Below are 25,387 nucleotides of genomic sequence, written 5' to 3' on the forward strand. Positions count from 1 at the left end.
ATGGCCGACAAGATCCTTTCGGGCATATCCGTTGCCACCGGCATAGCTATCGGCAAGGCGTTTTTCGTCAACCGGAATCATAAGGCGCACCTGCCGCGCCAGACCGTGAGCGCCGATCAGGTGGCTAACGAGATATCTCTGCTCCACGATGCTTTTGCCCTGGTGGAGGCGGAGTTGAGCGCGACCCGTGAGCATGTTCCCGCAGAGCTCAAGGATTACGGCCTGCTCATCGACACCCATATCCTCATGCTCAAGGACCCGAAATTGTCCGGCACCGCAGAGGAATATATCAAGAGCCTTGGTCTGAACGCGGCCTGGGCGTTGGAAAAAGCCGTAGCCGATCAGGAGGCCGCCTTCGGGGCCATCGATGACCCGTATATCCGCGAACGCATGCAGGATGTGCGTGTGGTGGCGGATAAGGTGCAGGCCAAACTCATCGGCCATGAAGCCGATCTGGAAGCCCTGTCGGGGCGCGCCATCATCATGGCTCACGACCTGACTCCGGCGGATACCGTGGAACTGCAGGTGGACAAGATCATGGGCTTTGCCACGGTCTGCGGCGGCAAGACCTCGCACACCGGCATCATGGCCCGTTCCCTTGCCATCCCCGCTCTGGTGGGCGTGGACAAGCTGGAGGATTACGTCAACGACGGCGACCTCGTGGTCATCGACGGTCTGTCCGGCAAGATCGTGGTCAATCCCACCGACGACGAGCTCGAAGAATACAACGAGCGCGCCGCTTTCTTTGAGGACTATTCCCGCAAGATCAAGCGGCACTGCCAGTTGCCAGCCGAAACCTTTGACGGCTCCCGTGTCAAGGTCATGGCCAACATCGAGCTGGTGGAAGAAGTGGCCTCGGTCATCGATAACGGCGGCGAAGGCGTTGGGCTGTACCGCACGGAATACGCGTACCTCAATCGCACCGAGCTGCCCGACGAGGATGAGCTGGCCGAAAAGTACATTGATCTGGCCGCCATCATGTCACCACGCAAGGTCATCTTCCGTACCCTTGATCTGGGGGCGGACAAGTTTATTTCCTCTTATGGCGAGCTGAACGAGGTCAATCCGGCCATGGGGCTGCGCGCCATCCGGTTCTGCCTGAAGCATCCCAAGCTGTTCAAGACACAGCTTCGGGCCATTCTGCGCGCTTCAGCTTATGGCAATGTCTCCCTCATGTTCCCCATGATTTCGGGTGTGAAGGAAGTGCGTCAGGCCAAGGCATGGCTAGCTCAGGCCAAGGCAGAGCTGCGCCGCGAGGGCGTGGAGTACGATCCCAACATCCCGGTGGGCATCATGATCGAGCTGCCTGCAGCCGTGATGATCGCAGAATATCTCGCTCAGGAAGTGGATTTCTTTTCCATCGGCACCAACGACCTGATTCAGTATTCCATCGGCGTGGACCGGACCAACCACCACGTCTCGTATCTGTATCAGCCGTTGCATCCGGCCACGCTGCGCACCATCAAGTTGGTGGTTGACGCCGCGCATCAGGCAGGCATAGAAGTCTCCCTGTGTGGCGAAGTGGCGAGTGACCCGTTCTGCGTGCCCATCCTGCTCGGTATGGGCATTGATTCCATCTCGCTCACGCCTCAGGCTATTCCTGGCATCAAGCGCATTATCCGGCAGACCAACATGCATGACTGCCGCAAACTGCTCAAAGACGTCCTTGAATGCCGGACGGTAAGCCGTATCAACAATCTGGTGATGGATAATATTTTCAAGCATTTCCCGGATGAGGTGTCCTTTTTCACCTCGCTCCTCGAAAACGACGAAGCCGGCTCCTAGGCCGCGCTCCTATATATCATGGCAAAAAAGAAGAAGCATAAAACGTCGCCCAATACCATTGGCACGAACAAGCAGGCCCGCCGCCTGTATGAGATTCTCGAGACCTTTGAGGCAGGTATCTCCCTGCTCGGTTCCGAGGTCAAATCCTTGCGGGGCGGCCATGTCTCTTTCAAGGATGGATACGTTTCCTTCCACGATGGGTCGGCCTTTCTCGTAGGCGTGCATATCGCCCCTTACGAGCAGACCGGTCCTTACGATCAGCACGATCCCGAACGGCGCCGCCGTTTGTTGTTGCACAAGCACGAGATCGAAGTGCTCCAGTCCAAGGTCGATCAGAAGGGACTCACAGTCGTGCCCATGAAAATGTATTTTTCCAAGGGCAAGGTGAAACTGCAGATCGGATTGGGCCGAGGTAAGAACGTCCATTCCAAGAAGCAGGATTTGAAGGATCGCGATATCGCTCGCGACACCGCACGCCAGTTGGCTGCGTACAAATAGAATAAACTGTTCCGTGATTTCAGAGAGTCAAATTGAGATACTTCGGCAGGCTGTGCAGTTTAAGCGAATGGCCCATGAAGACAGGTTTCGTTCGATCTTTCAAACCGGCCTAAATATGGTAGAGCCACATAATGGGAATTCGTGTGGCTCTATTATTGGCGAGTTCGTCAAAGATGCTTCACAAGAAGTCGTTAAGTTTGGAACGGATGTTCAGAAGGAATTATTTGAAACTTTAGTGAAGCTGAATTTGGATATTTCCTGTGAAGAAGAGAAAAATCAATGCATGGGAATGATTGATTCTTTCTTCGATAGTGGTGACTATCTTAAATCGTTTGATAATTTCTTGCTTTCACTGGAAAGATCCTATGCCAGATTTGGGGTGAAAATTGATGTGAGTACTACTCCCATTGATAATCAGCGTACATTGTTTGAAGTCGGGTATTTGAATAACACCAGACTAACAACACAGCGTATCTCTCATCAATTGGATATTCTTGTAGCCAAGAATGGTAAAGCGACTCTCCATGAACTGCGCGGGTGTATTTCGTTTACGCCAAAACTTGGCCCGTTCGAACTTCATACGGACAAGATCCTATCGTTTTTGAAAAAGGTGATGAAGTAGTGTTGAGGACCTACGAAGATCTCGTGAGTGCATGTCTTGCCAGCGGCAAGAACTATCATTTGCTGTATGTCTATATGAAGCGTGAGTTCGCTTCCCCAGAAATGCTCGCTGCCATGTTGCCCGATCAGGATGTGTCCGGCTTGCAGGAAATCTCCGCCATCCTGTTTGATGCCCATGAACCGGTCTATCCCGGTTTGACCTTTGAGCAGATGGCCGCCCATGCCGACGGTGTCACCACGGATTGGGATGTGGTCTTTATCCTCACGGCCCGCAATGAGAGCAACAAGCCGCTGACCGACGAGCAGGCCAAAAAACACCTCGCTGACATGCGTGAAAAGATCATGGCCGGTGAATTCCCGGTGGGTGCTCCCATATTCGACCGAAATGGTGATCTCAAAGCTCTCGACAAGGCTGCTCCCATTCAAATGGCGGCAACCGGAAGGTTGAACTAAGTCCGTTGGATGGAAACAACTGATTGTAACGAGCCCGGAAGCATGCTTCCGGGCTCGTTTCTTTTTAGCTGGTACCAAGTTCATCGTGGGCACCCTGATGGTGCCATTTACGGAGGACGGTGATTGATTGACACGCTTCCATCGCCGCCGTACTTTCAGCCTATGCCCAACTATCCAAAATCGCTGACATCCGCACATAAGCGGTTCCTGAAAGGCCTCTTCCCGGACGAGGACTGTTTGCTGTCGCCTGAACAAATGGCGCCGTTCTCGGCCGATGCGAGCCTGGAGCGCGCCATGCCGTGGGGCGTGGTCCGGCCTCAGAGCCGTGAGCAGATCGAGGAACTGTTGAAATGGGCGCAGACGGAACGCATGCCGATCTACGGCAGGGCGCGGGGAACAGGCAGAGTGGGCAACGCCGTGCCGAGTCTGGGCGGTCTCGTGGTCTCCATGCTCAAGATGAACCGTGTGCTGGAGGTGGACGAATACGATGCCATCGCCGTGACACAACCGGGCGTGATTACGTCGGATTTGCAGAACATCTGCGCGGAAAAGAAGATGTTTTACCCACCGGATCCGGCGAGTGTGCGTATTTCCACCATTGGCGGCAACGTGTCCACTTGCGCGGGCGGGTTGAAGGCCGTGAAGTACGGCGTGACGCGCGACTGGGTGCTGGGGCTGGAAGCGGTGCTACCGGGCGGCAAGGTCATGCGCAGCGGCGGGCGCTCACATAAAGATGTAGTAGGCCTCGATCTAACGAGGCTCTTCGTGGGGGCCAATGGCAAACTGGGCCTGATCACGGAGATTACGGTCAAACTCATTCCTCTGCCCGAGGCGTCGGCATCTGTGTTGGTGGGGTTCTCTGACTTGCAATCGTCATTGGAAGGCGCCAAAGCTGTATTCCAATCGGGCGTGCTCCCTGCGGCGTGTGAGTTCATGGATAGAATCACGCTGGAGGCCGTGCGGCAGGGCGAGGAGGAGATCCCGTTGGCGGACAGTGCCGAGGCCGCATTGCTGTTCAAGCTGGATGGCACCGAAGAGGGCGTGAATGCCGAGGTGCGGCAACTGGTCAAGGCGTTGGAGCCGCAAAAGCCGGTGTCCATCGAGACCGGGCGTGGCGTTGAAGAAGAGCGCATCTGGACCGTACGGCGGGGTATTTCTCCTGCAGCATTCCGTATCAAACCCACCAAACTCGCCGAGGATATTTCCGTGCCGCGTTCCCGCGTGGCCGAGGCTGTTGAGCGCGCCCACAAGATCGGGGAGAGTCATGATCTGACCGTGCTCTGTTTCGGGCATCTGGGCGATGGCAACATTCATGTGAATATCATGCATGACGGCGAAAACAGCGACGAAGTGAAGCGGGCGCACATCGCCAAGAACGAGGTCTTCCGACTGGCCGTGGAACTGGGAGGCACCATCTCCGGCGAGCATGGAACCGGGCTGACCAAGGCCTATTTCGTGCCCGAACAACTTCCTGCGCTCAATGTGCAAATTATGAACTCCATCAAGTCTATTTTTGATCCCCAGAACATCATGAACCCTGGTAAGGGGTGGTAATAAATAGTGTTCAAACAGTCGTTTAGTGCAAAGATGTAAATAGTTATCAGTCTATATTTAGACTGGGATAATCTTTGCACAAGTTCTCCTGACTTCGCAGGACGCGGAGTGACAAGCATCAGGAGGACGCTATGACTGTTGAAATCCGTTCCTTGACCACTCAGGAAGAGTTGTCGAACTGCATCTCTCTGCAAAAACATATTTGGGGCCTTGATGATCTGGGCGTAACGTCGCCCATCACCTTGAAAGCCCTGTCCATGGCCGACCCGGAAATGAGCATCGCGCTCGGCGGCTACATCGGCGAGAAGATGGCCGGGTTTGTCCTGATCATGCCCGCCATGGAACCGCGCACCGTGTACGGCCACATGCTCGGCGTCATGGAAGAGCATCGTGATTCCGGTCTGGGCAACATGCTGCATCAGACCGTGATGCAGCGCATCAGCGAGCGCAACGTCAAGCGCATGTTCTGGACCTATGAGCCGCTGGAGAGCCGCAACGCCCACGTCTATCTGAACAAGGGCGGCGCCATCCTCACGGCGTACCGTGAATCCTGCTTCGAGGTGGACTGCGACAAGCATCGTGGCATGCCGCTGGATCGTCTCCTGACCTGTGTTGATCTGGAAAATCCCGATATCCCCGAGCGCGTGGAGTCGCTGGAAGAGGCGCTGCACATGTATCCGGTGGCCCGTGTCGATGACATGCCTAGCGCCCACCGGGTGCTCATCCCGATCCCGTCCGATCTGGACCGCCTCAAATTGGTGGACTTTGAGGCCGCTTCCCGCGCTCGTTTCGAGACCCGGGCGTTGTTCTCGGAGTATCTCAATCGTCGTGGCTACATCGGTCGCCGTCTGATCTCCGACAAGACGACCGGACTGCAGCAGAGCTACTATGTGCTGGAGCGGGAGGTGTAGGATGCGCAATACCCGATACCTCTCTAACTTCACCCTGAAGGCCATGTCTGTCGGTTCCGGCGACTACGTCTCTCGCGACCATGATGAGTTGGCGCATATTGAAATGCTCAAGAAGAAGCATGGGCTGGAAACGGTTTATCGCTTTGATATCGGCAAAAACACGGACGGATTCTCCCCGCGTGTTCGTCGGGAGCTGGACAAGCCTGATTTCCAGAACGGCGTACTTAATCTGACCGATGACTATCCCGACAACCATTATGTGCAGCTGCGCGGTCAGTTGTCGCGCCGCTACAAGCTGCCGCCCGAATGGTTCGCCATCAGCGCCGGGCTGGAGTCCATGATCGATCACATCGCCCGTTCGGTGTTCAATCCCGGCGACACCTACCTCTTGCCGGTGCCGAATTTTTCAGTGTTCGAGGATATGTCGAAGCGCACTATGGCCCATCCGGTGGAGGTGCCTCTCGGGGATGACCTGCAGTGGACCGGGGAAACCGTGCATCGGTTGATCCGCGAGATGAAGCAGGTGCAGCCCCGCCTGGTGTGGATCAGTAATCCGGTCAATCCTACCGGGCAGCTTATTCCCAAGGAGCTGATCGAGCGGGTGGTGCGTGCCGCGGGACTCTTCGGTGTGCTTGTGGTGGTGGACGAGGCCTATGGCGAATACACGGATCACGACAAGGTCTTTGTTTCGGCCGCTTCCATGTTGAAGGGAAACCCGCAACTGGTGGTGCTGCGGACCTTCTCCAAGATGTTCGGCCTGCCGAGCGCGCGGGTGGGCTACATGATGTCGTCCCAGCGCGAACTGGTGGACGCGGTGAACATGTACCGCCCCATGTTCCCGTTCTCATGGTTTTCCCTGCATCTGGCTCAGGTCGCCATCGGCGATGAAGCCCATGTGCGCATGTCCCGCCGCCGGGTGGCGCGCCGCCGTCGCGCCTTCTTCGATGCCGTGTCTGATCTCGCCGATTTCCAGTTCCTGCCCACGCAGGTGAACACCGTTATGTTCCGTCACACCGGGCTGCGAGCGCATGAACTGACGGACCTGCTTGAGGAGAAGGGCATCTTGACGGCCAATCTGAATGGCGTGGCTGGTATCCGAAACCGCGGCTTTCTGCGCATGACCTTGCGCAGCCACAAGGATAACGAAGTGTTTGTCAGCGCCTGCCGCGAGGTGCAACGGAGGGTTTGCCAGTAGGGTTCAAGATGCGTAATGTGCGGGCCATGACAAGCGATTGCATCCTCTGCGGAAAATGTCTTGAAGTGTGCCCGCTCATTAACGCGACCCAGCGTGAGGAGTTGGGGCCGCGCGCCAAGGCCGAGCTCTACGCCATGTTGAGCGAGGACGAGTCGTTGCTGGTGGCCGAAGACGCGGCCCGACTTGCGAGCCTCTGCCTTGGGTGTCACCGCTGCAAAAAGGTCTGCTCCAAGGGCGTGGACGTCCCCGGCTTGGTGGCGGCGCTGCGCGGTGCGCATCCGAATTTCAAGTCCTGGCTGTGGAAGACATGGCTCACCAACGCCAAGTCCCTGTGGGGCAAAAGCGCCACAGCAGCCAAGCTCATTCCCGAAGAATTTCGTCCGGACAAGTTCGGCCCCTTCCTCAAAATGCTGGCAGGCCTCAAGGGTGGCCCCGGCCTGACGCCATTCCTGCAACCCGACTCATTCCCCGATACCTACCGCGGAGAAAAGATGCTCCTGTTCGCAGGCTGCACTGCCAATTACGTGCAGGGCCGTTGGCTTATGACCGCACTTCGCCTGCTGGATGGCCTCGGAGTAGAAGTCCTGCCCGGCGATTTCCAATGCTGCGGAGGCGGGCTCAAAGGGGCGGGCTTTGCCGAAGAGGCGGGCGTAATGGCGAAGCACAACGTGGATGTCTGGCGTAAGGCAGGCAAACCGAAAGTGGTGACGTTCTGTGCGTCGTGTCGTTCTTCGCTGACCGGGTATGATCAGTTCCGCGATGAAGCAGAGAGGGGCGATTGGGCGGAATCGCTGGTCCCCCTGTCTTCCTTGTTGCAGGATGTTGTTGTTTCGGCATCCAATGATGCACCGGAAAGTTTGGGCTATCATCGCCCATGTCATGTGGATGCGATGGATTCGGATTACACTTTTCTCAAGGCTGCCCTCGATGATCGGCTGACCGTGGATACCCGTAAGGAATGTTGCGGCTTTGGCGGCCTCATGAAGCTCGGCGCGCCCGAGCTGTCCACCAAAGTCAATACCGTGTGCTGGGACCGTCTTGCCGGAGCCGAGATCGTGGTCACTGGTTGTTCGGCCTGCGCCACGCAACTTGCAGCAACTGCGCCGGAGAACGTGTCGGTGGGGCATTGGCTGGAATTGTTACAATAACGCCTTGTTGCACTCACTTTGCCACGGCCCGGTTTCATGCTATGCCCTAGCGCGTTGATCGTAACCGAGTCAGGAGATTCATGCAGACCAGATTGACATCCATGGATACAGCGCAGCGGACCATCGCGCTGCTCAAGGAACGAAAAGACGTTGTTTTTGCGTATTTCGGCCTGCTGTTGCTGGCTTTTGAGCTGGCCAATCTGGTGCGTGGACTGTTCCCGGGGGTGTATGTTTTCGATCCGTTTGACATGGGATGGCTGCTGATTCCCGAGTCGCTGGTGTTCGGACCCTTGCTGGCGCTGTTGCATCATCGAATTCTTGGCGTTGACGCGGACTTCGCGTGGTCCAGAGAGAACCTCATCGTCAAGCTGCTCAAAGCCGCGGCCTACTATTACGTCCTGCTCATTGTTTTTACGCTGGGAACCTTTGCTGTCGTCGATGTGATCCCGGCGCTGCTCCGTCATTTGCTGGGCGGGGGCGTGACCGGATTCATGCCGCTGATCATTGGTCTCGAGTATGTTTTGTTTTTGCTCTATTTCGTGCGTGTGGTGCTGGTGTACCCCGTGCTGGCGGGAGAGGAACGCGAGCCCCTAGTGGTTTCCATGGCTCTGACCAAAGGAAAGACGCGACAAATCGTGTCCTGCCTCTTGCTTCTGGCCGCTCCCGTGCTTATCCCTTGGATGGCTGCCGAGATATACGGCGGCGACTGGCTCGACCCCACCCGTGGTCCGGGCCTTCGGATTGTTCCGATAATCGTGCGCTCCCTGCTTCAGGCAACGGGCGCTATTGTAATATCAACAGGCCTTTGCGCCATATATGAAGTCCTCCACGCCGAAAGCGAAGAGGACACAGAAAGCGACAGCTGATTGGTCGCCAACCCGCGTAGACCGGGTTATTAACAATTCCAGGAGTCACAATGCTGAAATTTCTCTTCGGTTCAAAGAATGACCGATATCTGAAGAAGCTCAAACCCATCGTCGCCCAGATCAACAGTCTGGAGCCCAAGATGGAAGCCCTGTCCGATGAGGACTTTCCCCGCATCATCAGCGAGTGGAAAGAACAGGTCGCCAAGGGCGAAAAGACCCTGGACGATCTGCTGCCCGAGTGCTTTGCGCTGGTCCGCGAGGCTGGCAAGCGCGCATTCGATCCGCCCATGCGTCACTTCGACGTGCAGCTCATCGGTGGCTACGTGCTCCACAACGGCAAGATCGCGGAAATGAAGACCGGTGAAGGTAAGACCCTCGTCGCCACCCTGCCCGTGGTGCTCAACGCGCTGTCCGGCAAGGGCGTGCACGTCATCACGGTCAACGACTACCTCGCCTCCCGTGATGCCGCCTGGATGAATCAGCTCTACTCCTTCCTCGGTCTGAGCGTGGGCGTCATCGTCCACGGCCTGTCCGATCAGGAACGTCAGGAAGCCTACAACGCAGATATCACCTACGGTACCAACAACGAATTCGGCTTCGACTACCTGCGCGACAACATGAAGTTCTACAAGGAACAGCTGGTCCAGCGTCCCCTGAACTTCGCCATTGTCGATGAGGTTGACTCCATCCTCATTGATGAAGCCCGTACGCCGCTCATTATTTCCGGTCCCGGTGAAAAATCCTCCGGCCTCTATCGCCGCGTGGATTCCATCATCCCCAAGCTGATCAAGTCCTCTCCCATGGACCCCGAGGACAAGGATGCCGTGCCCGATGGCGACTTCGTGCTGGACGAGAAGTCCAAGTCCGTGACCCTGTCCGACGCTGGTGTCGAGAAGGTCGAGGAACTGCTCGAAGTGGACAACTTGTTCGATCCGCAGCATATCGCCCTGCAGCACCATGTGCTTCAGGCTCTCAAGGCACACCACTGCTTCCAGAACGATGTCGAGTACATCGTCAAGGACAATCAGGTTGTGCTGGTCGATGAATTCACCGGCCGTCTCATGCCGGGCCGCCGTCTCTCCGACGGTCTGCATCAGGCCATCGAGGCCAAGGAAAACGTGAAGGTCGAGGCTGAGAACCAGACGCTCGCATCCATCACCTTCCAGAACTATTTCCGCATGTACGACAAGCTGGCGGGCATGACCGGTACCGCAGATACCGAAGCGGTGGAATTCAGCCAGATCTACGGTCTGGAAGTCATCGTTATCCCGACCCACCGTGACATGGTCCGTAAAGATAATCCTGACGCCATCTACAAGACTCAGGAACAGAAATACGTGGCCATCGCCCAGGATATCGCCGACTGCTACAAGCGCGGCCAACCTACCCTGGTCGGTACCGTCTCCATTGAAAAATCCGAGCTCCTCTCCAAGCTGCTCAAGAAGCACAAGGTCCCGCACAATGTGCTCAACGCAAAGCAGCACGAGATGGAAGCAGAGATCGTTGCCGAGGCAGGTCACAAGGGCAAGGTCACCATCGCCACCAACATGGCTGGTCGTGGTACTGATATCAAGCTGGGCGAAGGCGTCCGCGAGCTCGGCGGCCTGCACATCATCGGCACCGAGCGTCACGAATCCCGCCGTATCGACAACCAGCTCCGAGGCCGCGCCGGTCGTCAGGGTGATCCGGGTTCCTCCCGCTTCTATCTGGCACTGGACGACGACCTGATGCGCCTGTTCGGTTCCGACCGTCTGGCCGGCATCATGGACAAGCTGGGCCTCGAAGACGGCATGGCCATCGAGAACAAGATGGTCTCCAACGCCATTGAAAAATCTCAGACCCGCGTGGAAGGGCATCACTTCGAAATTCGTAAGCAGCTCCTGGAATATGACGATGTCATGAACCAGCAGCGTGAGGTCATCTACTCCCTGCGTCACGACCTGATGAAGGCCGAGACCGTGGACGACATCGCCCGCGAATACGCCATGGATCTGCTGGAAGAAGTGCTCGAACCGGCTCTCGCCATGAAGGATATCGACAAGGAGACCGAGGAATCTGTCCGCGTTCGCCTTGAAGAGCTCTTCAATTTCGAGCGTTTCGACACCTGGAATGAACAGCCGCTGCCGACTCGTGAGCAGGCCGAAAAGTGGGTCGATGAAATCTTCGCCTACCTCCGCGCCTCCACCGGTGAGCACTATCAGCCCATCCTGCGCTACTTCCTGCTCGATTCTCTGGATCGCAACTGGAAGGAACACCTGCTCAACATGGACCACCTGCGTGACGGCATCGGCCTGCGCGGTTACGGCCAGAAAGACCCGAAGCAGGAATACAAGCGTGAAGGTTTCGAACTCTTCTCCGAGCTCGTCTACACCATCAAGGAAAACGCCATGCGCGCCTTCTCCCACCTCCGCATCGAGGCCGAGGTCAAGGACGAGGAATTCCAGCACGAGACCGACGAGGATCTGGAATACACCGATCACGAGTCTCAGCAGGATGACAAGAAAAAGGCTCCGGTCAAGAAGGACCCGAAAGTGTCCCGTAATGCACCGTGCCCCTGTGGCTCCGGCAAAAAGTACAAGAAGTGCTGCGGCTCCTAGCCACCATTGAAATGCAATAAGAAGCGCCCATCCCGAACTTCGGGATGGGCGCTTTTTTTGTTGTCCTTGAGGCTATTTCTGGAAGGCTTCCCAGTCGGCGAGGAAGGCGGCCAGACCATTGTCGGTCAGGGGGTGCTTCATGAGCTGGGTGATGGTGCTGTAGGGAAGGGTGATGACGTCCGCGCCGATGAGGGCGGAGTCGAGCACATGCATGGGGTGGCGTACCGAGGCCACGAGGATTTTTGTTTTATAGTCGTAGTTGTCGAACATGGTGCGCATCTGGTCCACGCCTTCGATGCCGTTGTGGGTCAGGGCGTCGAGGCGACCGACAAAGGGCGAGACGTAGGTGGCGCCGAGCTTGGCTGCCAGCAGAGCCTGCCCCGGGGAAAACACCAGCGTGACGTTGGTCTTGATCTCTCGCTCATGGAGTTCCTTGAGCGCCTTGAGGCCTTCCGCGATCATGGGGATTTTGACGACGACATTATCGCCAAAGGAAGCGAGGTCCTTGGCCTCCTTGATCATCTCTTCACGGGTGGTGCCGATGACTTCCAGCGAGACCGGGCCGTCCACCAGTTCGCAGATCAGGGCAGCCTGTTCGCGCCAGTCGCCGCCTTCGCGGGACATCAATGTGGGGTTGGTGGTGACGCCGTCGAGCAGGCCGAGTTCCTTTACTTCACGCATTTCATCGAGGTTGGCGGTATCCAGAAAAAACTGCATCGATCCTCCTTGGGAAGCTGAATAAGAGCGGAATAAGTTCCGTGCTTTGTAGCATAGTCAGCGCATTGTGCAAACCAAATGAATAATGGCCGATTGATTGTGCAATTCCCTTTTCCCCGGGCGTTGTTTCGTTTACTGTAGCCCGCATGTCGACAATGGAACCCGTTAAAGTCATAGGGCTGGCGCCCGGAACCCTGGAAATCACACGCGTTGCGCGCGTCGCTCTGGCCGAGGCTGACCTCGTGGTGGGCGGCAGACGCCTGCTGGACGCGTGTCCGGTAGAATCGTTCAAAGCCGGGGCAGAGCAGTTGCCCATTAGTGGTCCGTTGCCACCGATCATGGATGCCATCCGTGACCGCGCTGTTCTGGGTGGCAAGGTGGTGGTGCTGGCTGACGGTGATCCCCTCTTTTTCGGCATCGGCAAGCGTCTCGGTGAAGAACTGGGCGTGGAGAATCTGCTGGTGGAGCCCAACGTGTCCACCATGCAGGTGGCCTCGGCTCGGCTTGGCCTGCCGTGGCAGGAGATGGATTTCGTCTCCCTGCACGGTCGCGAGGACTACTCGCCGCTCTATGCCGCGCTGGTGCGGGCCGATCTCATCGCGGTGTTCACGGATGCTACCAACACCCCGGCAGAAGTGGCGCGCGCCCTGCTGGAACGTGGTGCAGACTGCTTCTCCATGACCGTGCTGGAAGACTTGGGCACAGAGCGCGAGAAGGTCCGGCTGATCCCTCTGCCCGACACATGGGGTATGGACTTTGCGCCTCTGAACCTTGTGATTCTGGAGCGGCTCTATCCGCCTGAGATCGAGTTGACGTTGGGCATCCACGACCATTTCTATCTGCATCAGAAGAACCTGATCACCAAGCTGCCGGTGCGTGCTGCCGGGCTTGCCTTCCTGAATGTGCAGCCGGACTCCACTGTCTGGGACCTTGGCGCCGGGAGCGGTGCCGTCTCCATTGAGGCATCCCATCTCGCCCGTCGTGGCCGGGTGTTTGCCGTGGAGCGTCACAAGACGCGCGCGGCCATGATTCGCGAGAATATCCGTCGTACCGGCGCATGGCTGGTGGATACCATCCTTGGTGAAACGCCGGATTGTCTGGAAGAGTTGCCTGATCCGGACCGCATCTTCATTGGCGGCGGACTGGGTGGAGAGGCCAATCAGGAGAGCGCGTTACTCAAGGTGGCGTGCGATCGCCTGAAACCTCGGGGCCGCATTGTGGTGCACACCATTCTTCTCGATTCCCTGCATCTGGCCAAAGATTATTTCAAGAAGCTCGGCTGGCACTTCGGCGTGACCCAACTGCAGGCTTCCGCCACGGATTCACTGGCCGGCGACCTGCGCTTCAAGGCACAAAATCCGGTTTTTATCCTCTGGGCAGAGAAGCCTTAGGGCCGTTCATCCAAGCGCGATCCATCGAAATCGTAGACCGCATAATCAACGACGCACTGGCCGCCTGAGAAATTCTCGGCGGCCTGTTTGGCGTGCTTGATGAGCAGGTTGATGAGCTTGGGGCGGTCGGGATCGTTTTCGAGTAATCCGAGTACCTGCCTGGCTGTGTTGGCATCCAATATCTGCTGACGATGGAGCATGGAACAGCTCGCCTCGCCGCACCAGTCGGCCAACTGGGCGAAATCCACGGGGTGCGTTCTGGCGTGGGTGTAGGGTAGGCGCTGGGCCTGCTTGACCAGCTTGCCGAAAAACAGGGACCAGGTGACCCGACTGAATCCGCGATCGGCAGCGGCCTGCATGGAAAATTCGAAAAAGTCGGCGGCCTGAATCAGGGCCAGTTCCGGGGTGCCGGGATAATCCTCCAGATAAAGACGCTCCGAGCGGCGGCCCGTGGTGAATACGGCGTGGTCCTCGCCTTGTGCCTTGAGTACATCCAGTCCCTCGGCAATGGTCGCCTTCCAAGAGGCGTGGGAATACGGCTTAACGATCCCCTGTGTGCCGAGGATGGATATCCCTCCCAATATGCCGAGGCGTGGATTCAAGGTCTTCTTGGCGATCTCTTCTCCATTGGGCACTTCAATGATGATGGTGAGGGTGCCGGAAACGTTGCCGGCTGCCTGTCGTACGCCGCCCTCGATCTGCTTGCGCGGATCAGGGTTGATGGCTGCCTGTCCCACGTCAATGGGCAGGCCGGGCAGGGTGGCGCGCCCGACACCGCGTCCGCCGTCCAGTGAGATGGCGAGGTCGCCAGTGGTTGCCTCCTTGAAGGAGACGACTGCCTGAATATCGTGCCCATGGGTGGCGTCCGGGTCATCGCCGCCGTCCTTGATGACTGTGACGCGCACACCGATGTCGGTGGGCTCATAGCGGTCGATGGGCACGGTCAACGTTCCGCCGGGAGGCCGTGGGGTCTCGATAGTGGCGGGCGTTTCTCCTGTGAGCAAAAAAAGAGTGCCTGCCATGGCGGCTGCCGTGGCGCAACTTCCGGTGGTGCGACCGGTGCGGAGTTCCTTGGTCATCTAATCGTTCCGTATGCGTTCAGGCGGGGAATAAACATGGGTCCCGGCATGGCTGGAGATATTCTCGATCATGTTCTTGAAGAGCACCACGTGGAATGGATACATGGCGTACCAGTAAAGGATGCCGGTCAAGCCGCGCGGCAGGAACCGGGCGGTCATGGAAATGTCCACCGCGTTTTCCCAGTGGGTCTCCAGCTTGAACTCCAGCAATGCCTCGCCGGGCAGACGCATCTCGGCCAGCAGCAGAAGCCGCTTGCCTTCATCACTGGCGATGATCCGCCAGAAGTCCAGCGCGTCACCGACTTTGGGCTTGTCGCCATGGGGACGGCCACGGGACATGCCCGGGCCTGCCAGTATGCGGTCGATGAAACCGCGCAAACGCCACAGCGGGTCGCCGTAATACCAGCCCTGTTCGCCGCCGATGCGCTGTACCACTTCCCATACCTTCTTGGGATCGCCCTGCAGGCGCGCCTTGTAGCCCATGTCGAACCGGGTACCGCCCGCATAATCGGGGTCGTGTGCTCCGGCCCATTCCGGCATGCAGGCACTGCCCACGTCGAACAGGCAGGTCTCCACCTTCTGGTGCTCGGTCTTTTCCAGCGCGCGGCGAATGGCCTCGCGACAGGAGAGAAGGTCTTGCGGCACGAGGCGCGTGATGTCGTCGTTGCGGCAGATCACCTCGTTGCGCAGACCGTCGATGAGCGAGCGAATCAATGTCATGGGCACGGGCGTGATCATGGACACCCAGAAGGAGGACAGCCTCGGCGAAAGGAACGGCAGCGGCAAAATGTGTCGCTTGGGGATGCCTGCCACTTCGGAATAGAGCTTGAACAGCTCGGTGTAGTTCAGAATGTCCGGACCGCCGATGTCGAGGGTCAGTCCTGCGGTTTCGTCGTTTTCAAGGCAACCGGCAAGGTAGCCCAACACGTTACGGATGGCGATGGGCTGGGCCTTGGTGCGCACCCATGTGGGGGTGACCATCATAGGCAGGCGGTCCGCCAGATAGCGGATCATTTCAAAGGAAGACGAGCCGGAGCCGATTATCTGGGCTGCGCGCAGCGTCGTGACCTTGGCCGGACCCAGCGTGAGGATGCGTCCCACCTCGGCGCGGGAGCGGAGATGCTTGGAGAGCGGGCGGTCATCCAGATCTTCGCCCAAGCCGCCAAGATAAATGATGCGTTCCAGATTGGCTTTCCCGGCGGCGCGGACCATGTTGTAGGCCGCGTCCCGTTCCTGTTCGGCAAAGTCCCGCGTGGGGCGGCCCATGGAATGGACCAGATAGAAGGCGGCACGGCACCCATCAGCGGCCAGCTTCAGAGATTCGGCGTCATGCATATCCGCCTGCACTGCTTCCACATTGGGGTTGTTTCCCCATGGGCGAGATTTGATCTTCTCTATGCTGCGTCCTGCAGCGCGCACCTTGTGGCCGCGCTCCAGCAGGAGCGGTACGAGGCGGCCTCCTACATATCCGGTGGAGCCGAGAACCAGAACCGGGCGGTCATCCATGGCAATCTCCGTCGGTCAGCTTAAATTATTGGAAGAAGCCGGTCTTGTTCTTCTCCCAGCCACGCTTTTCCATGCACGCTTCGTAGATGGGCAGCTGCCTGTCCTTATCCAGCGGATACTGTTCGCTGGCTTGCACCGAGCAGTCTGTGGAGTCCTTGTCGAACTGGTAGCCGGACAGCTTCTCGTCTTGAATATTCGGGTTGGTCCAGGGACGGGCGCAGCCTGTGGCAAGCAGGGCTGTCAGCATCAGTGCGAGGAACAGAAGCTTCGTACGCATGGGAAATCCTTTTGTTATTCGTCGGTCAGGTCGCGGGCAAGGAGGTCTTTCACGGCTTGTGCTGCGTCTTTGCCTTCATACAAGATACTATAGACCTGCTCGGTTATGGGCAACTCGACTTTGAGTTTTTGCGAAAGATTATAAAGCGAGCGGGTGGTCTTCACGCCCTCGGCCACCGCGTTCATCTCATTGATGATGTCATCCAGCTTCTGCCCCTTGCCCAGTTTGAGGCCAACCTGTCTGTTGCGGGAGAGGTCGCCGGTGCAGGTCAGGACCAGATCGCCCATGCCGGACAAGCCCATGAAGGTGCGGGACTGTCCGCCCATGGCCATGCCGAGGCGGCTGATTTCTGCCAAACCGCGGGTGATCAGCGCGGCACGGGCGTCGTGCCCGAAGCCGAGACCGTCCGAGATGCCCGCGCCGATGGCGATGACGTTCTTGACCGCGCCGCCCAGTTCCACGCCGCGCACATCCGGCGTGAAGTAGACGCGGAAGGCCGGGGTGGACAGGGCTGACTGGAGTTCGCGCCCCAGTTCGTGGTCGTCACAGCCCAGCGAGACCGAGGTGGGCATGTCGCGGCAGACTTCTGCGGCAAAGGAGGGGCCGGACAGCATGGCGTAGCGGGGGCGTTTGCCTTCCAGCGCTTCTGCCACCACCTTGCTCATGGGCAGCAGGGAATCCAGCTCGATGCCCTTGGACGCGCAGATGATGACTGGTTGGTCGGGCAGCATGTCGCGGAAGGCGGTCAGGGTGGCGCGAATGCGTTGGCTGGGTACGGCCAGCAGAATGTAGTCAGCCCCTTTGAGGGCGGTGGCCGGGTCGGACTCTGCGCCGAGTTTGTCGGATAGCGGGACACCGGGCAGATAGGTGGTGTTCTCGCGGTTGTCGCGAATATCCGCTGCCTGTTCTGGGCTTCGTGCCCAGAGCACGGTCTCCACGTTGTTGCGCGCCAGCATGTCTGCCAGCGTGGTACCCCAGGCACCGCCGCCGAGTACGGTAATTTTCATGAAAAATTGCTCCCTTGATGTGATTGGGGAACCATACGTGGCTGTGCCCGCCTGTGCAAGGGCGGGTGTTGATCCGGTGGTGGCAACGACTTCTGACGGTTTGTGTTGCTGTTCCACCTTTCATTGCACCGGATTTTACGGTGGCGCGGTTTCTTTTTACACATTGTTGCATCCCGCTGGGGGAGGGGGTATAGACCACACCCATGGCAATACAATTCACCGAGACCGAAGAGAAGATTCTGGCCCTGGCGGGCAAAGACCTGCCGGATACCGAACAGCCGTTCAAGACCATCGCAGACGAGGTGGGCGTAGACGAGCAGGATGTTATTGACCTGCTGGCCGACCTCAAGGAGCGCAAGATCATCCGCCGCTTCGGCGCGACCCTGCGTCACCAGAAGGCGGGCTACGGTCATAACGCAATGGTGGCATGGCGCGTCCCCCAGGAGCGTAGCGACGAAATAGGCGAAATTTTCTCGGCTCGCCCTGAGATTTCCCACTGCTACATCCGCCGCACGTATCCGGAGTGGACCTACAACTTCTACACCATGATCCACGGCGAACGTCCCGGTCACACCGACGAGGTTGTTGCCGAGCTGGAAGAAGTGACGGGCATTGATGACAACTGTACGCTCCGCTCCCTGAAAGAGCTCAAGAAGACCTCCATGGTCTACTTCAAATAACGACGACATTTCCAAAGGAGATATACGATGGACTCCAAATCGCTCTACGCCAAGGCCCAGACCCTGATGCCGGGCGGCGTGAACTCGCCCCTGCGCGCCTGCCGCTACGTCAACGCCGAGCCCGTTTTCATTGAGAACGCCAAGGGCGCTTACATCTATGATGTAGATGGCCGCCAGTACGTGGACTATGTTTTTTCCTGGGGCCCGCAGATCCTCGGCCATCAGGACGCAGCTGTTTCCGAAGCCGCGCACAAGGCCATTGATCTTGGCTCCTCCTACGGCGCTCCCTGCTACGGCGAGATCGCTCTGGCCGAAGAGATCAACAAGATGATCCCCTCCATGGATATGATGCGCATGGTCTCCTCCGGTACCGAGGCCACCATGTCTGCCCTGCGTCTTGCCCGTGGTTACACCGGCCGTAAGAAGTTCGTGAAGTTCATCGGCAACTACCACGGCCACGCTGACGCCTTCCTGGCCGCAGCCGGTTCTGCTGCCGCCACCGTGCCCGGTACCCCCGGCGTGCCCGAGGAAGTGACCCAGCACACCCTGCTGGCTCAGTACAATGACCTCGAAGCCGTCAAGACGCACTTCGAAGAGAGCGGCGACGACATCGCCTGCATCATCGTGGAGCCTGCTGCCGGTAACATGGGCCTCGTTCTGCCTGCCGAGGGTTTCCTGCAGGGCCTGCGCGACCTGTGCGACAAGTACGGCGCAGTACTGATTTTCGACGAAGTCATCACCGGCTTCCGCCTCGCCCCCGGTGGCGCTCAGGAACGCTTCGGCATCACCCCGGACCTGACCACCCTCGGCAAGATCATCGGCGGCGGTTTCCCGGTGGGCTGCTACGGCGGCAAGCGCGAGATCATGGAGCACATGGCTCCTGTCGGCGGCGTGTTCCAGGCCGGAACCCTGTCCGGCAACCCCGTGGCCATGGCCGCAGGTCTCGCCACCCTCAAGCGTCTTCAGGAGAGCGACTATGCTGCCCTTGAAGCCCGCACCAAGGAACTGGCCGAGGGCCTGACTGCCATCATGAAGGAAAAGGGCAAGTCCGTGTTCCTGAACCAGATCGCCTCTGCCTTCACCATGTACTTCTCCGAGACTCCGGTCACCAACATGATCGAGTCCGGCAAGTGCGATGCAGACGCATACGCCACCTACTGGCAGCAGATGCTGGCTCAGGGCGTGTACCTGGCTCCCGCCGGTTTCGAGTGCGCGTTCACCTGCTTCGCCCACACCGACGAAGATTTCGAGAAGACTCTGGAAGCCGCACGCAAGGTGCAGTTCTAGTTCCGTCGAATTGAATGCCAATAGAGAAGGCCACCCTCGGTGAGGGTGGCCTTTTTTTGTTGTTAGTCCAGCTCCAGAATGGTCCGGATGGTGGTCAGTCCCCGCACGAGGTCGTCGGTTGTCTCGGGCCCGCTGATGCTGAGGCGCAATGCATGGGGAAGTGCGCCGCGCCCCACCGCGAAGATGTCGTCGGTGGAGACAAGGAGGTCGTTCTCCTTGGCCAGTCGGGCAAACTCCCGGGCCGTCCATGGGGCAGGCAGTTTGAACCACGCGAAGTAGCTGGTCTTCTGCATGGTGATGTCCAAATCAGCCATCATCTGTCCGGTCAGTTCGGTCCTGCGTTGGGCTTCAGCACGCTTGATCTTCAATGTGTGGTCCGCCGTCCCATCCTCGATCCATCGACGGGCGATGTCTGCCATGAGGGGCGGTGTCATCCAGACCATGTCCGAGATGGCTGCCTTGATCGCACTCAGGTAGCGGGGTGGAGAGGTCAGGAAGGCCACGCGCAATCCGCCAGCCAGGGACTTGGAGAGGGAGGCGACGAAAAAAGTTCGTTCCGGTACCAGCGCCGCAAAGGGGACGCCGAAGTCTCCGGCGGCAAGGCCGTAGGCGTCATCTTCCAGCACCGTGAGGTCATAACGGCGGGCCGTGTCCGCGATCTCATGTCGGCGGTATTCCGGCATGCGCGCGGTGGTGGGATTCTGGCAGGTGGGCATGACATATATGCCGCGCACGGTCTGCGTGCGGCACACCTCTTCCAGCGACTCCGGGATCATGCCGAGTTCATCCTGCTCCACGGTGACAAGCTTGAGATGAAAGCGGTGGGCCAGAGTCTTGATAAGCGGATAGGTGAGACGCTCCACGGCGATGGTGTCGCCGGGGCGGAACATGGCTGTCAGCGCAACGGTGAGGCTGTTCTGGCCGCCCACGGTCAGACAGATGTTGTCGGGCAGGATGTCCAGATTGTACCTTCGCAACCATTCGGCCCCGGCTTCGCGATCCACCAGCCTGCCCACGGAAGGATAGTATTCCAGCAATCGCTGGGAAGCGGGATCGTCGGCGATTTCCCTGAGGGTCTTGCCCAGATCAGGGGACAGCGGCTCGAACGGCAGGGTGACTTTCATATCCACCACGCCGCGCTTGAGGTTCTCATGGTGGCAGATGAGCTGCTGCTGGAAGGTGCGTCCCACAAAGGTGCCGCGCCCGGTCTCCCCGCGCAGCAAGCCGCGTCGGGCCGCCTCGGCATAGCCGCGTGTCACCGTTCCCACGGTCACGCCAAGGGCATCTGCCAAATCCCGGTGGGTGGGCATCTTGGCTCCCTGCTTGAGGCGCCCATGCTTGATGTCTTCCTCAATGGCATCGGCAATGGCCACATACCTTGGTCCACTGATTGTCTCTATGTCTGGTTGCCACATTGTCATGGTGACAATTAATACATTGCTCTGAAAAATGTGTCAAAGTAATCACGGGGACAAGGAGTAAGAACCATGTCCAATCCCGTGTCTCATTGTCTCGCCGGGGCGAAAGCCGCCAGCCCGCTTCTGGTCGGAGTAATACCGTTCGGTCTCATCTGCGGAGCGATTTGCGTCAGCGTGGGCATGCCCGAGTGGGGCGCGTCTGCCATGTCGGTCATTGTTTTTGCCGGGGCTTCACAGCTGGTGGCCGTGCAGCTCATGGCAGAGCATGCGTCACTGGCAGTCGTCATATTGACCGCGCTGGTCATCAACGCCCGTCATTTCATGTATTCCGCATCCATTGCCCCCCATTTCGAAGGAATCTCACCGCTTCGCAAGGTCTTCTATTCCTATCTGCTGACGGATCAGGCCTATGCAATTTCCTTTGCCCGCTTCAATGAGGCTGACGGCGGCGTCGTGAACAAGGGGAGTTATTACGTGGGTGCGGCCTTGACTATGTGGGGCGGTTTCAATCTCTCCACCCTGATAGGTGCGTATACTGGCGCAGTGATCCCGCCTGAATGGGATTTGGATTTCGCCATTCCCCTGACCTTTGCCGCGCTCGTCATCCCGGCCGTCAAAGACCGTCCCGCTCTGCTGGCCGCAGTGGTTGCCGGTGTCATTTCGGTGGCAGCCAGCCCGCTTCCCTTTAATCTGGGTCTGATGACCGCTGCAGTGGCAGGCATTGCCACAGGCTATATCTCTGAAAGGAGGCTTTCCAATGGTTGATATGATGAAGTACTGGCCAATGGTCTTGGGTATCGGCATCGGCACGTTTATCATCCGGTATTCGTTCATCCTGATTATCGATCGAGTGACCCTTTCGGATGAGGTGCGCAGAATGCTTCGCTTCATTCCCGCTTCCGTGTTGTCCGCCCTGATGGTGCCCGCAGTATTGCTGCACAAGAACGGCGTCACAACCTTTGCCGGATGGGAGCGGGTGCTGGCCGCGCTGGTGGCAATAGGCGTGGCATGGAAGACCCGTAACATCATGGCGACCATCGCCAGCGGTATGGTTGCTTTGTGGGGATTTCAGGCATTGATGTAGAGAGAAGGGGAGGTCGGCCTTCGGCCTCCGGTTGTCGGGTGATTTCGCCTCCCGGCGGGCTTAAGGCCGAGGGCCTTAAGAATCCCATTATGCGCCTTCGGCGCGGGGTGTTTAAATTGAAAAGGTCCCGGAGTAAGAATACTCCGGGACCTTTATTATGACTACTTTTGCGGCGATAGCCGCAGACGGGATTCCAAAGGCCCTCGGCCTTTGCTTCAGCCGTTGGCGAGTCTTCGAGTCTTACGGATGAAGACAGCAGAGATGGCGGGTGCAGGGCAGCGCCCTGCTCGTTCAATCTTAATCGCGCCGAAGGCGCATCCCAATCTGATTTTCCTCTTACACCAATCCAGACAGATCGTACGTGCTGGCTTTTTCAATCTCGACGTCGATGATTTTGCCGATCTTGAGCTCTACCTCGGGCGGCGCGCTGACGTAGGTTACGCCATCCACCTCGGGTGCCTGGAACCATGTGCGACCTATGTAGAGGCCGGGCCACTCGGGGGAGGGCTGCTCGATAAGTACGGGCAATGTCTCGCCGACGTATGTCTCCAGAATTTCTTCGCTGATGGCTGCCTGCAATTCCATGAGCCTGTCCTTGCGTTCGAGCTTGACCTCGTCGGGCACCTGATTGTCCATAGCCGCGGCAGGGGTGCCGTCTTCGGGCCAGTAGGGGAACACGCCGAGATGATGGAAACGGGTCTTCTCGGCAAATCGCATGAGATGCTCGAAATGTTCCTCGGTCTCACCGGGATACCCCACAATGAAGGTCGTGCGCAGGGCGGCATCCGGGAAGAAAGAGCGCACGCGGTCAATGACCTTCTCCGGGTTGCGGGCGAACGGGCGGCCCATGGACGAGAGCACATCCGGATGGGCGTGCTGAAGCGGGATGTCGAAATAGGGAAGGAACGGCTTGCCCATATCCTTGAGGAAAGAGAGCAGACTCTCGGTCAACCCGGCAGGGTAGAGATACATGATGCGCAGCCACTCCAGACCGGAGAGCTTGGACAATCCTTCGGCCAACTGGCGCAGATTGTCGCCGGAGTCGAGGTCCGAGCCGTAGGCGGTGGAGTCCTGTCCGACCACGATGATCTCGGGCACGGCTTTGACCAGTTCGGCGGCTTCCTTGACCAGATAGTCCACGGGCCAGCTCTTGTGCGGGCCGCGGATGGAAGGGATGGTGCAGAAATGGCAGTTGTGGGAGCAGCCTTCGCTGACCTTGAGATAGGCGAATGCCGGGGCAGTGGAGAGACGGCGCGGGGTGTCTTCCTCAACCGGAGCGGAAAGCGCCTCGCGAATCATGGCGGGCCACAGATGAATCTCCTCGGTGTTGAGCCACAGGTCCACTTCGGGCAGCTCGTCCTTGAGGTCCTGACCGTAGCGGCTGACCAAACAACCGGCCACGGCCACCAGCGGACGGGTACCGGATGCTTCGGCTGTTTCGTCGGCATCGCGAATGACTTCGAGGATGGTGTTCACCGACTCTTCCACCGCGGGCTGGATGAAACCGCAGGTGTTGATCAGGGCAAGGTGTGCCTCGTCCACGGATTCCACCGGAGCCATGGCCTCGCCCAGCGTGCCCAGTAACCGTTCCGTGTCCACGCGGTTCTTGGGGCAGCCCAGGCTGACGGTGTAAACATTGGCAATAAAGTCGGAGCCTTGATTCATCGCATTTCCTTTGAAATGTTCTTCTGATTGTATTACTGTGCCTAGTAGCCTTTCTCTCTCGTGGAGAGTGCATCAGGTATAGGCAGGAGGTCAAATTGCTGTCTGCAAAATATAACGACAATAAGCGTTACGTCATTGGTGTCATAGGTGACATCCCGGCCCTACTGACTTTTTGGCAGATGTTCAAGGACCAGAGTAATGAGGCCGTGCTGAGCGAGATCGGTGTGGTGGCTGCTGCGCTGCCCGGTGAAACCGTGCTGCCCGAGGCCCATGACTCCGGTCATCACATCCCGACATATGCCGGTTACCGGGCCATGCTCAAGGCTCATCCCGAGATCAATATGGTCATCGAAACCACGGGACGGTCTGCCCTCGTACATGAATTACGCGAGTATCTGCCTGCGTCCGTAACCCTTGTGGAGCGGGGCGCTGCAAACTTTTTCATCAATTTGCTCACCTCGGATAAAATATGGGTGGCGTGCAAGGCCGACCTCCTGCACACCCAGAACATGCTCAAGACCATCATCGACCAGATGGATCAGGAAATGCTCTTTCTGGATAACCGCGGCACGATCGTCGACATGAACCGGGCGGTGCTGGAAAAGGCCGGCGCCACCAAGCTCAAGCTCATGGGACGGCCCTATGGTGAGGTCTTCCTCGGTGTGGACGATCCTGAAGCCGAGTGTGACGGCGATCCCCTTCTTGTGACCCTGCAAACAGGTGAAACCGCGGAAGGTGTCACGAGTCAGGTCGATACTGACGGTCGTATGCGGTATTACCGCGTATACACCCATCCCGTTGCCGATGAAGACGGCAGCATCAGTCATGTGGTGGCCGTCCGCCGTGACATCACCCAGCGCACGTCCATAGAACAGCGGCTGCAACAGGCAGAGAAATTGGCCTCCATCGGTGAGCTCTCCACCTACATGGCCCATGAAATCCGTAATCCGCTCTTTGCCATCAGCGGCTTTGCCAATTCCTTGATCCGTTCTCCCGAGTTGTCTGAAAAGATGCGGGAGAAGGTCAGCATCATTCTTGAGGAGTCCAAGCGGCTGGACCTGATCCTCAAGAGTCTTCTGAATTTCACTCGACCGACTGGGGCCGAGGTGCATGAGGTGGATTTGAACGAATTGATTCGCGTGACCATGGGCGTCATGAGCCTGCCATGTCAGAATCAGCGGGTCGAATGCACCGTGGATCTCGATGAATCCGCAGCACTGGTCAAAGCTAATCCGGACCTCATCAAGCAGTGCCTCATCAATTTGGTGAAGAACAGCCTGGAGGCCATGGAGAACGGTGGCAGATTACTGGTGACTTCATCCATGAATCCGGATTTCGTGGTGCTTTCCGTAGAAGATACGGGTCACGGTATCCCCCTCGACATACGCGACAAGATTTTCAGTCCCTTCTTCTCGACACGAGGCAAGGGGCACGGTCTCGGTCTTGCCCAGACCCGCAAGATCATCGACGAGATCGGCGGCGACGTGGACCTTGTCAGCAAGGAGAATGTTGGGACAAAGATCACGTTGTACCTGCCGCCCATACTGGCGGTTGCGGACCAGCAAGAGTCCGAGTAAGAAAGCCTCAAACAACGAACCAAACAACTTGAGGTTGTTGAAAGAGGTTCGAGTGCAAGGCGGCCACAAGG

23 protein-coding genes are annotated in these 25,387 nt (G+C 58.2%); 16 read left to right on the forward strand and 7 right to left on the reverse strand.

What is annotated here, in order from left to right; all coding sequences use genetic code 11:
* The 10 genes from ptsP (at position 1) to secA (ending at position 11,628) form a co-directional block, all read left to right on the forward strand.
* Positions 1-1,785 (forward strand): phosphoenolpyruvate--protein phosphotransferase, encoded by a 1,785-nt coding sequence (ptsP, locus tag HFN16_RS08530; protein WP_168890353.1) that lies wholly within the window; start codon positions 1-3, stop codon positions 1,783-1,785.
* 18 nt (positions 1,786-1,803) lie between these two features.
* Positions 1,804-2,283 carry an SsrA-binding protein SmpB gene (gene smpB, locus HFN16_RS08535; protein WP_168890354.1) on the forward strand — a complete coding sequence of 160 codons (480 nt, stop codon included), beginning with the start codon at positions 1,804-1,806 and terminating at the stop codon, positions 2,281-2,283.
* A 67-nt stretch (positions 2,284-2,350) separates the two neighbouring features.
* The gene (locus HFN16_RS08540; RefSeq protein ID WP_168890355.1) at positions 2,351-2,905 is read left to right on the forward strand and encodes a hypothetical protein; all 555 of its coding nucleotides are present in this window, start codon (positions 2,351-2,353) and stop codon (positions 2,903-2,905) included.
* Positions 2,906-2,928: 23 nt separating this feature from the next.
* On the forward strand, positions 2,929-3,357 hold the full coding sequence (locus tag HFN16_RS08545) for a hypothetical protein (RefSeq protein WP_168890356.1): 429 nt from the start codon (positions 2,929-2,931) through the stop codon (positions 3,355-3,357).
* A gap of 162 nt (positions 3,358-3,519) precedes the next feature.
* A complete protein-coding gene (locus HFN16_RS08550) occupies positions 3,520-4,911 on the forward strand; it encodes an FAD-linked oxidase C-terminal domain-containing protein (protein WP_168892306.1) in 1,392 nt (463 codons plus the stop codon).
* Between the two features lie 131 nt (positions 4,912-5,042).
* Positions 5,043-5,822 (forward strand): GNAT family N-acetyltransferase, encoded by a 780-nt coding sequence (locus tag HFN16_RS08555; protein ID WP_168890357.1) that lies wholly within the window; start codon positions 5,043-5,045, stop codon positions 5,820-5,822.
* 1 nt (position 5,823) lies between these two features.
* Complete coding sequence (locus tag HFN16_RS08560; protein ID WP_168890358.1) at positions 5,824-7,017, forward strand: histidinol-phosphate transaminase; 1,194 nt, start codon at positions 5,824-5,826, stop codon at positions 7,015-7,017.
* Between the two features lie 8 nt (positions 7,018-7,025).
* Complete coding sequence (locus HFN16_RS08565) at positions 7,026-8,165, forward strand: (Fe-S)-binding protein (RefSeq protein WP_247648484.1); 1,140 nt, start codon at positions 7,026-7,028, stop codon at positions 8,163-8,165.
* Positions 8,166-8,245: 80 nt separating this feature from the next.
* Positions 8,246-9,031, forward strand: a complete 786-nt coding sequence (locus HFN16_RS08570) for a hypothetical protein (protein ID WP_168890359.1) — start codon at positions 8,246-8,248, stop codon at positions 9,029-9,031.
* Between the two features lie 50 nt (positions 9,032-9,081).
* A complete protein-coding gene (secA, locus tag HFN16_RS08575) occupies positions 9,082-11,628 on the forward strand; it encodes a preprotein translocase subunit SecA (protein WP_168890360.1) in 2,547 nt (848 codons plus the stop codon).
* A gap of 72 nt (positions 11,629-11,700) precedes the next feature.
* Here secA and fsa read toward each other — a convergent pair whose 3' ends face one another.
* Positions 11,701-12,345, reverse strand: coding sequence for a fructose-6-phosphate aldolase (gene fsa, locus HFN16_RS08580; protein WP_168890361.1), 645 nt, complete (start codon positions 12,343-12,345; stop codon positions 11,701-11,703).
* Positions 12,346-12,500: 155 nt separating this feature from the next.
* Here fsa and cbiE point away from each other — a divergent pair, with 155 nt between their 5' ends.
* Positions 12,501-13,736: a precorrin-6y C5,15-methyltransferase (decarboxylating) subunit CbiE gene (gene cbiE / locus HFN16_RS08585; protein WP_168890362.1), complete on the forward strand. Its 1,236-nt coding sequence runs from the start codon at positions 12,501-12,503 to the stop codon at positions 13,734-13,736.
* Here cbiE and cbiD read toward each other — a convergent pair.
* Genes cbiD through HFN16_RS08605 form a run of 4 tightly spaced genes read right to left on the reverse strand, consistent with a single transcriptional unit; the run spans position 13,733 to position 17,605 of the window.
* Positions 13,733-14,815: a cobalt-precorrin-5B (C(1))-methyltransferase CbiD gene (cbiD, locus tag HFN16_RS08590; RefSeq protein ID WP_168890363.1), complete on the reverse strand. Its 1,083-nt coding sequence runs from the start codon at positions 14,813-14,815 to the stop codon at positions 13,733-13,735. The genes cbiE and cbiD overlap by 4 nt on opposite strands.
* Entirely contained in the window at positions 14,816-16,321 is a 1,506-nt protein-coding gene (locus HFN16_RS08595) for an SDR family oxidoreductase (protein ID WP_168890364.1), read from the reverse strand.
* Positions 16,322-16,346: 25 nt separating this feature from the next.
* On the reverse strand, positions 16,347-16,598 hold the full coding sequence (locus HFN16_RS08600; protein WP_168890365.1) for a hypothetical protein: 252 nt from the start codon (positions 16,596-16,598) through the stop codon (positions 16,347-16,349).
* Positions 16,599-16,612: 14 nt separating this feature from the next.
* Positions 16,613-17,605 carry an NAD(P)H-dependent glycerol-3-phosphate dehydrogenase gene (locus tag HFN16_RS08605; protein ID WP_168890366.1) on the reverse strand — a complete coding sequence of 331 codons (993 nt, stop codon included), beginning with the start codon at positions 17,603-17,605 and terminating at the stop codon, positions 16,613-16,615.
* 203 nt (positions 17,606-17,808) lie between these two features.
* Between HFN16_RS08605 and HFN16_RS08610 the strand changes: the two genes are divergently transcribed.
* Both HFN16_RS08610 and hemL read left to right on the forward strand, forming a co-directional pair.
* On the forward strand, positions 17,809-18,285 hold the full coding sequence (locus HFN16_RS08610; protein ID WP_168890367.1) for an Lrp/AsnC family transcriptional regulator: 477 nt from the start codon (positions 17,809-17,811) through the stop codon (positions 18,283-18,285).
* A gap of 27 nt (positions 18,286-18,312) precedes the next feature.
* Positions 18,313-19,572 carry a glutamate-1-semialdehyde 2,1-aminomutase gene (gene hemL, locus HFN16_RS08615; RefSeq protein ID WP_168890368.1) on the forward strand — a complete coding sequence of 420 codons (1,260 nt, stop codon included), beginning with the start codon at positions 18,313-18,315 and terminating at the stop codon, positions 19,570-19,572.
* A gap of 62 nt (positions 19,573-19,634) precedes the next feature.
* Here hemL and HFN16_RS08620 read toward each other — a convergent pair whose 3' ends face one another.
* Positions 19,635-20,945, reverse strand: coding sequence for a PLP-dependent aminotransferase family protein (locus HFN16_RS08620; RefSeq protein ID WP_247648485.1), 1,311 nt, complete (start codon positions 20,943-20,945; stop codon positions 19,635-19,637).
* A 114-nt stretch (positions 20,946-21,059) separates the two neighbouring features.
* On the opposite strand from HFN16_RS08620, the gene HFN16_RS08625 reads away from it, so the two are divergent.
* Together HFN16_RS08625 and HFN16_RS08630 are read left to right on the forward strand one after the other, a co-directional pair.
* Entirely contained in the window at positions 21,060-21,755 is a 696-nt protein-coding gene (locus tag HFN16_RS08625; protein ID WP_168890370.1) for an AzlC family ABC transporter permease, read from the forward strand.
* Positions 21,748-22,074: an AzlD domain-containing protein gene (locus tag HFN16_RS08630; protein WP_168890371.1), complete on the forward strand. Its 327-nt coding sequence runs from the start codon at positions 21,748-21,750 to the stop codon at positions 22,072-22,074. The genes HFN16_RS08625 and HFN16_RS08630 overlap by 8 nt, the downstream gene beginning before the upstream one ends.
* A gap of 336 nt (positions 22,075-22,410) precedes the next feature.
* Here the strand turns inward: HFN16_RS08630 and rimO are convergent, their stop codons facing one another.
* Entirely contained in the window at positions 22,411-23,739 is a 1,329-nt protein-coding gene (gene rimO, locus HFN16_RS08635) for a 30S ribosomal protein S12 methylthiotransferase RimO (RefSeq protein ID WP_168890372.1), read from the reverse strand.
* A 95-nt stretch (positions 23,740-23,834) separates the two neighbouring features.
* Here rimO and HFN16_RS08640 point away from each other — a divergent pair, with 95 nt between their 5' ends.
* The gene (locus tag HFN16_RS08640) at positions 23,835-25,316 is read left to right on the forward strand and encodes an ATP-binding protein (RefSeq protein ID WP_247648486.1); all 1,482 of its coding nucleotides are present in this window, start codon (positions 23,835-23,837) and stop codon (positions 25,314-25,316) included.
* Positions 25,317-25,387: the final 71 nt, after the last annotated feature.

Source organism: Pseudodesulfovibrio sp. zrk46, from assembly GCF_012516435.1.
Taxonomy (GTDB): Bacteria; Desulfobacterota; Desulfovibrionia; order Desulfovibrionales; family Desulfovibrionaceae; genus Pseudodesulfovibrio.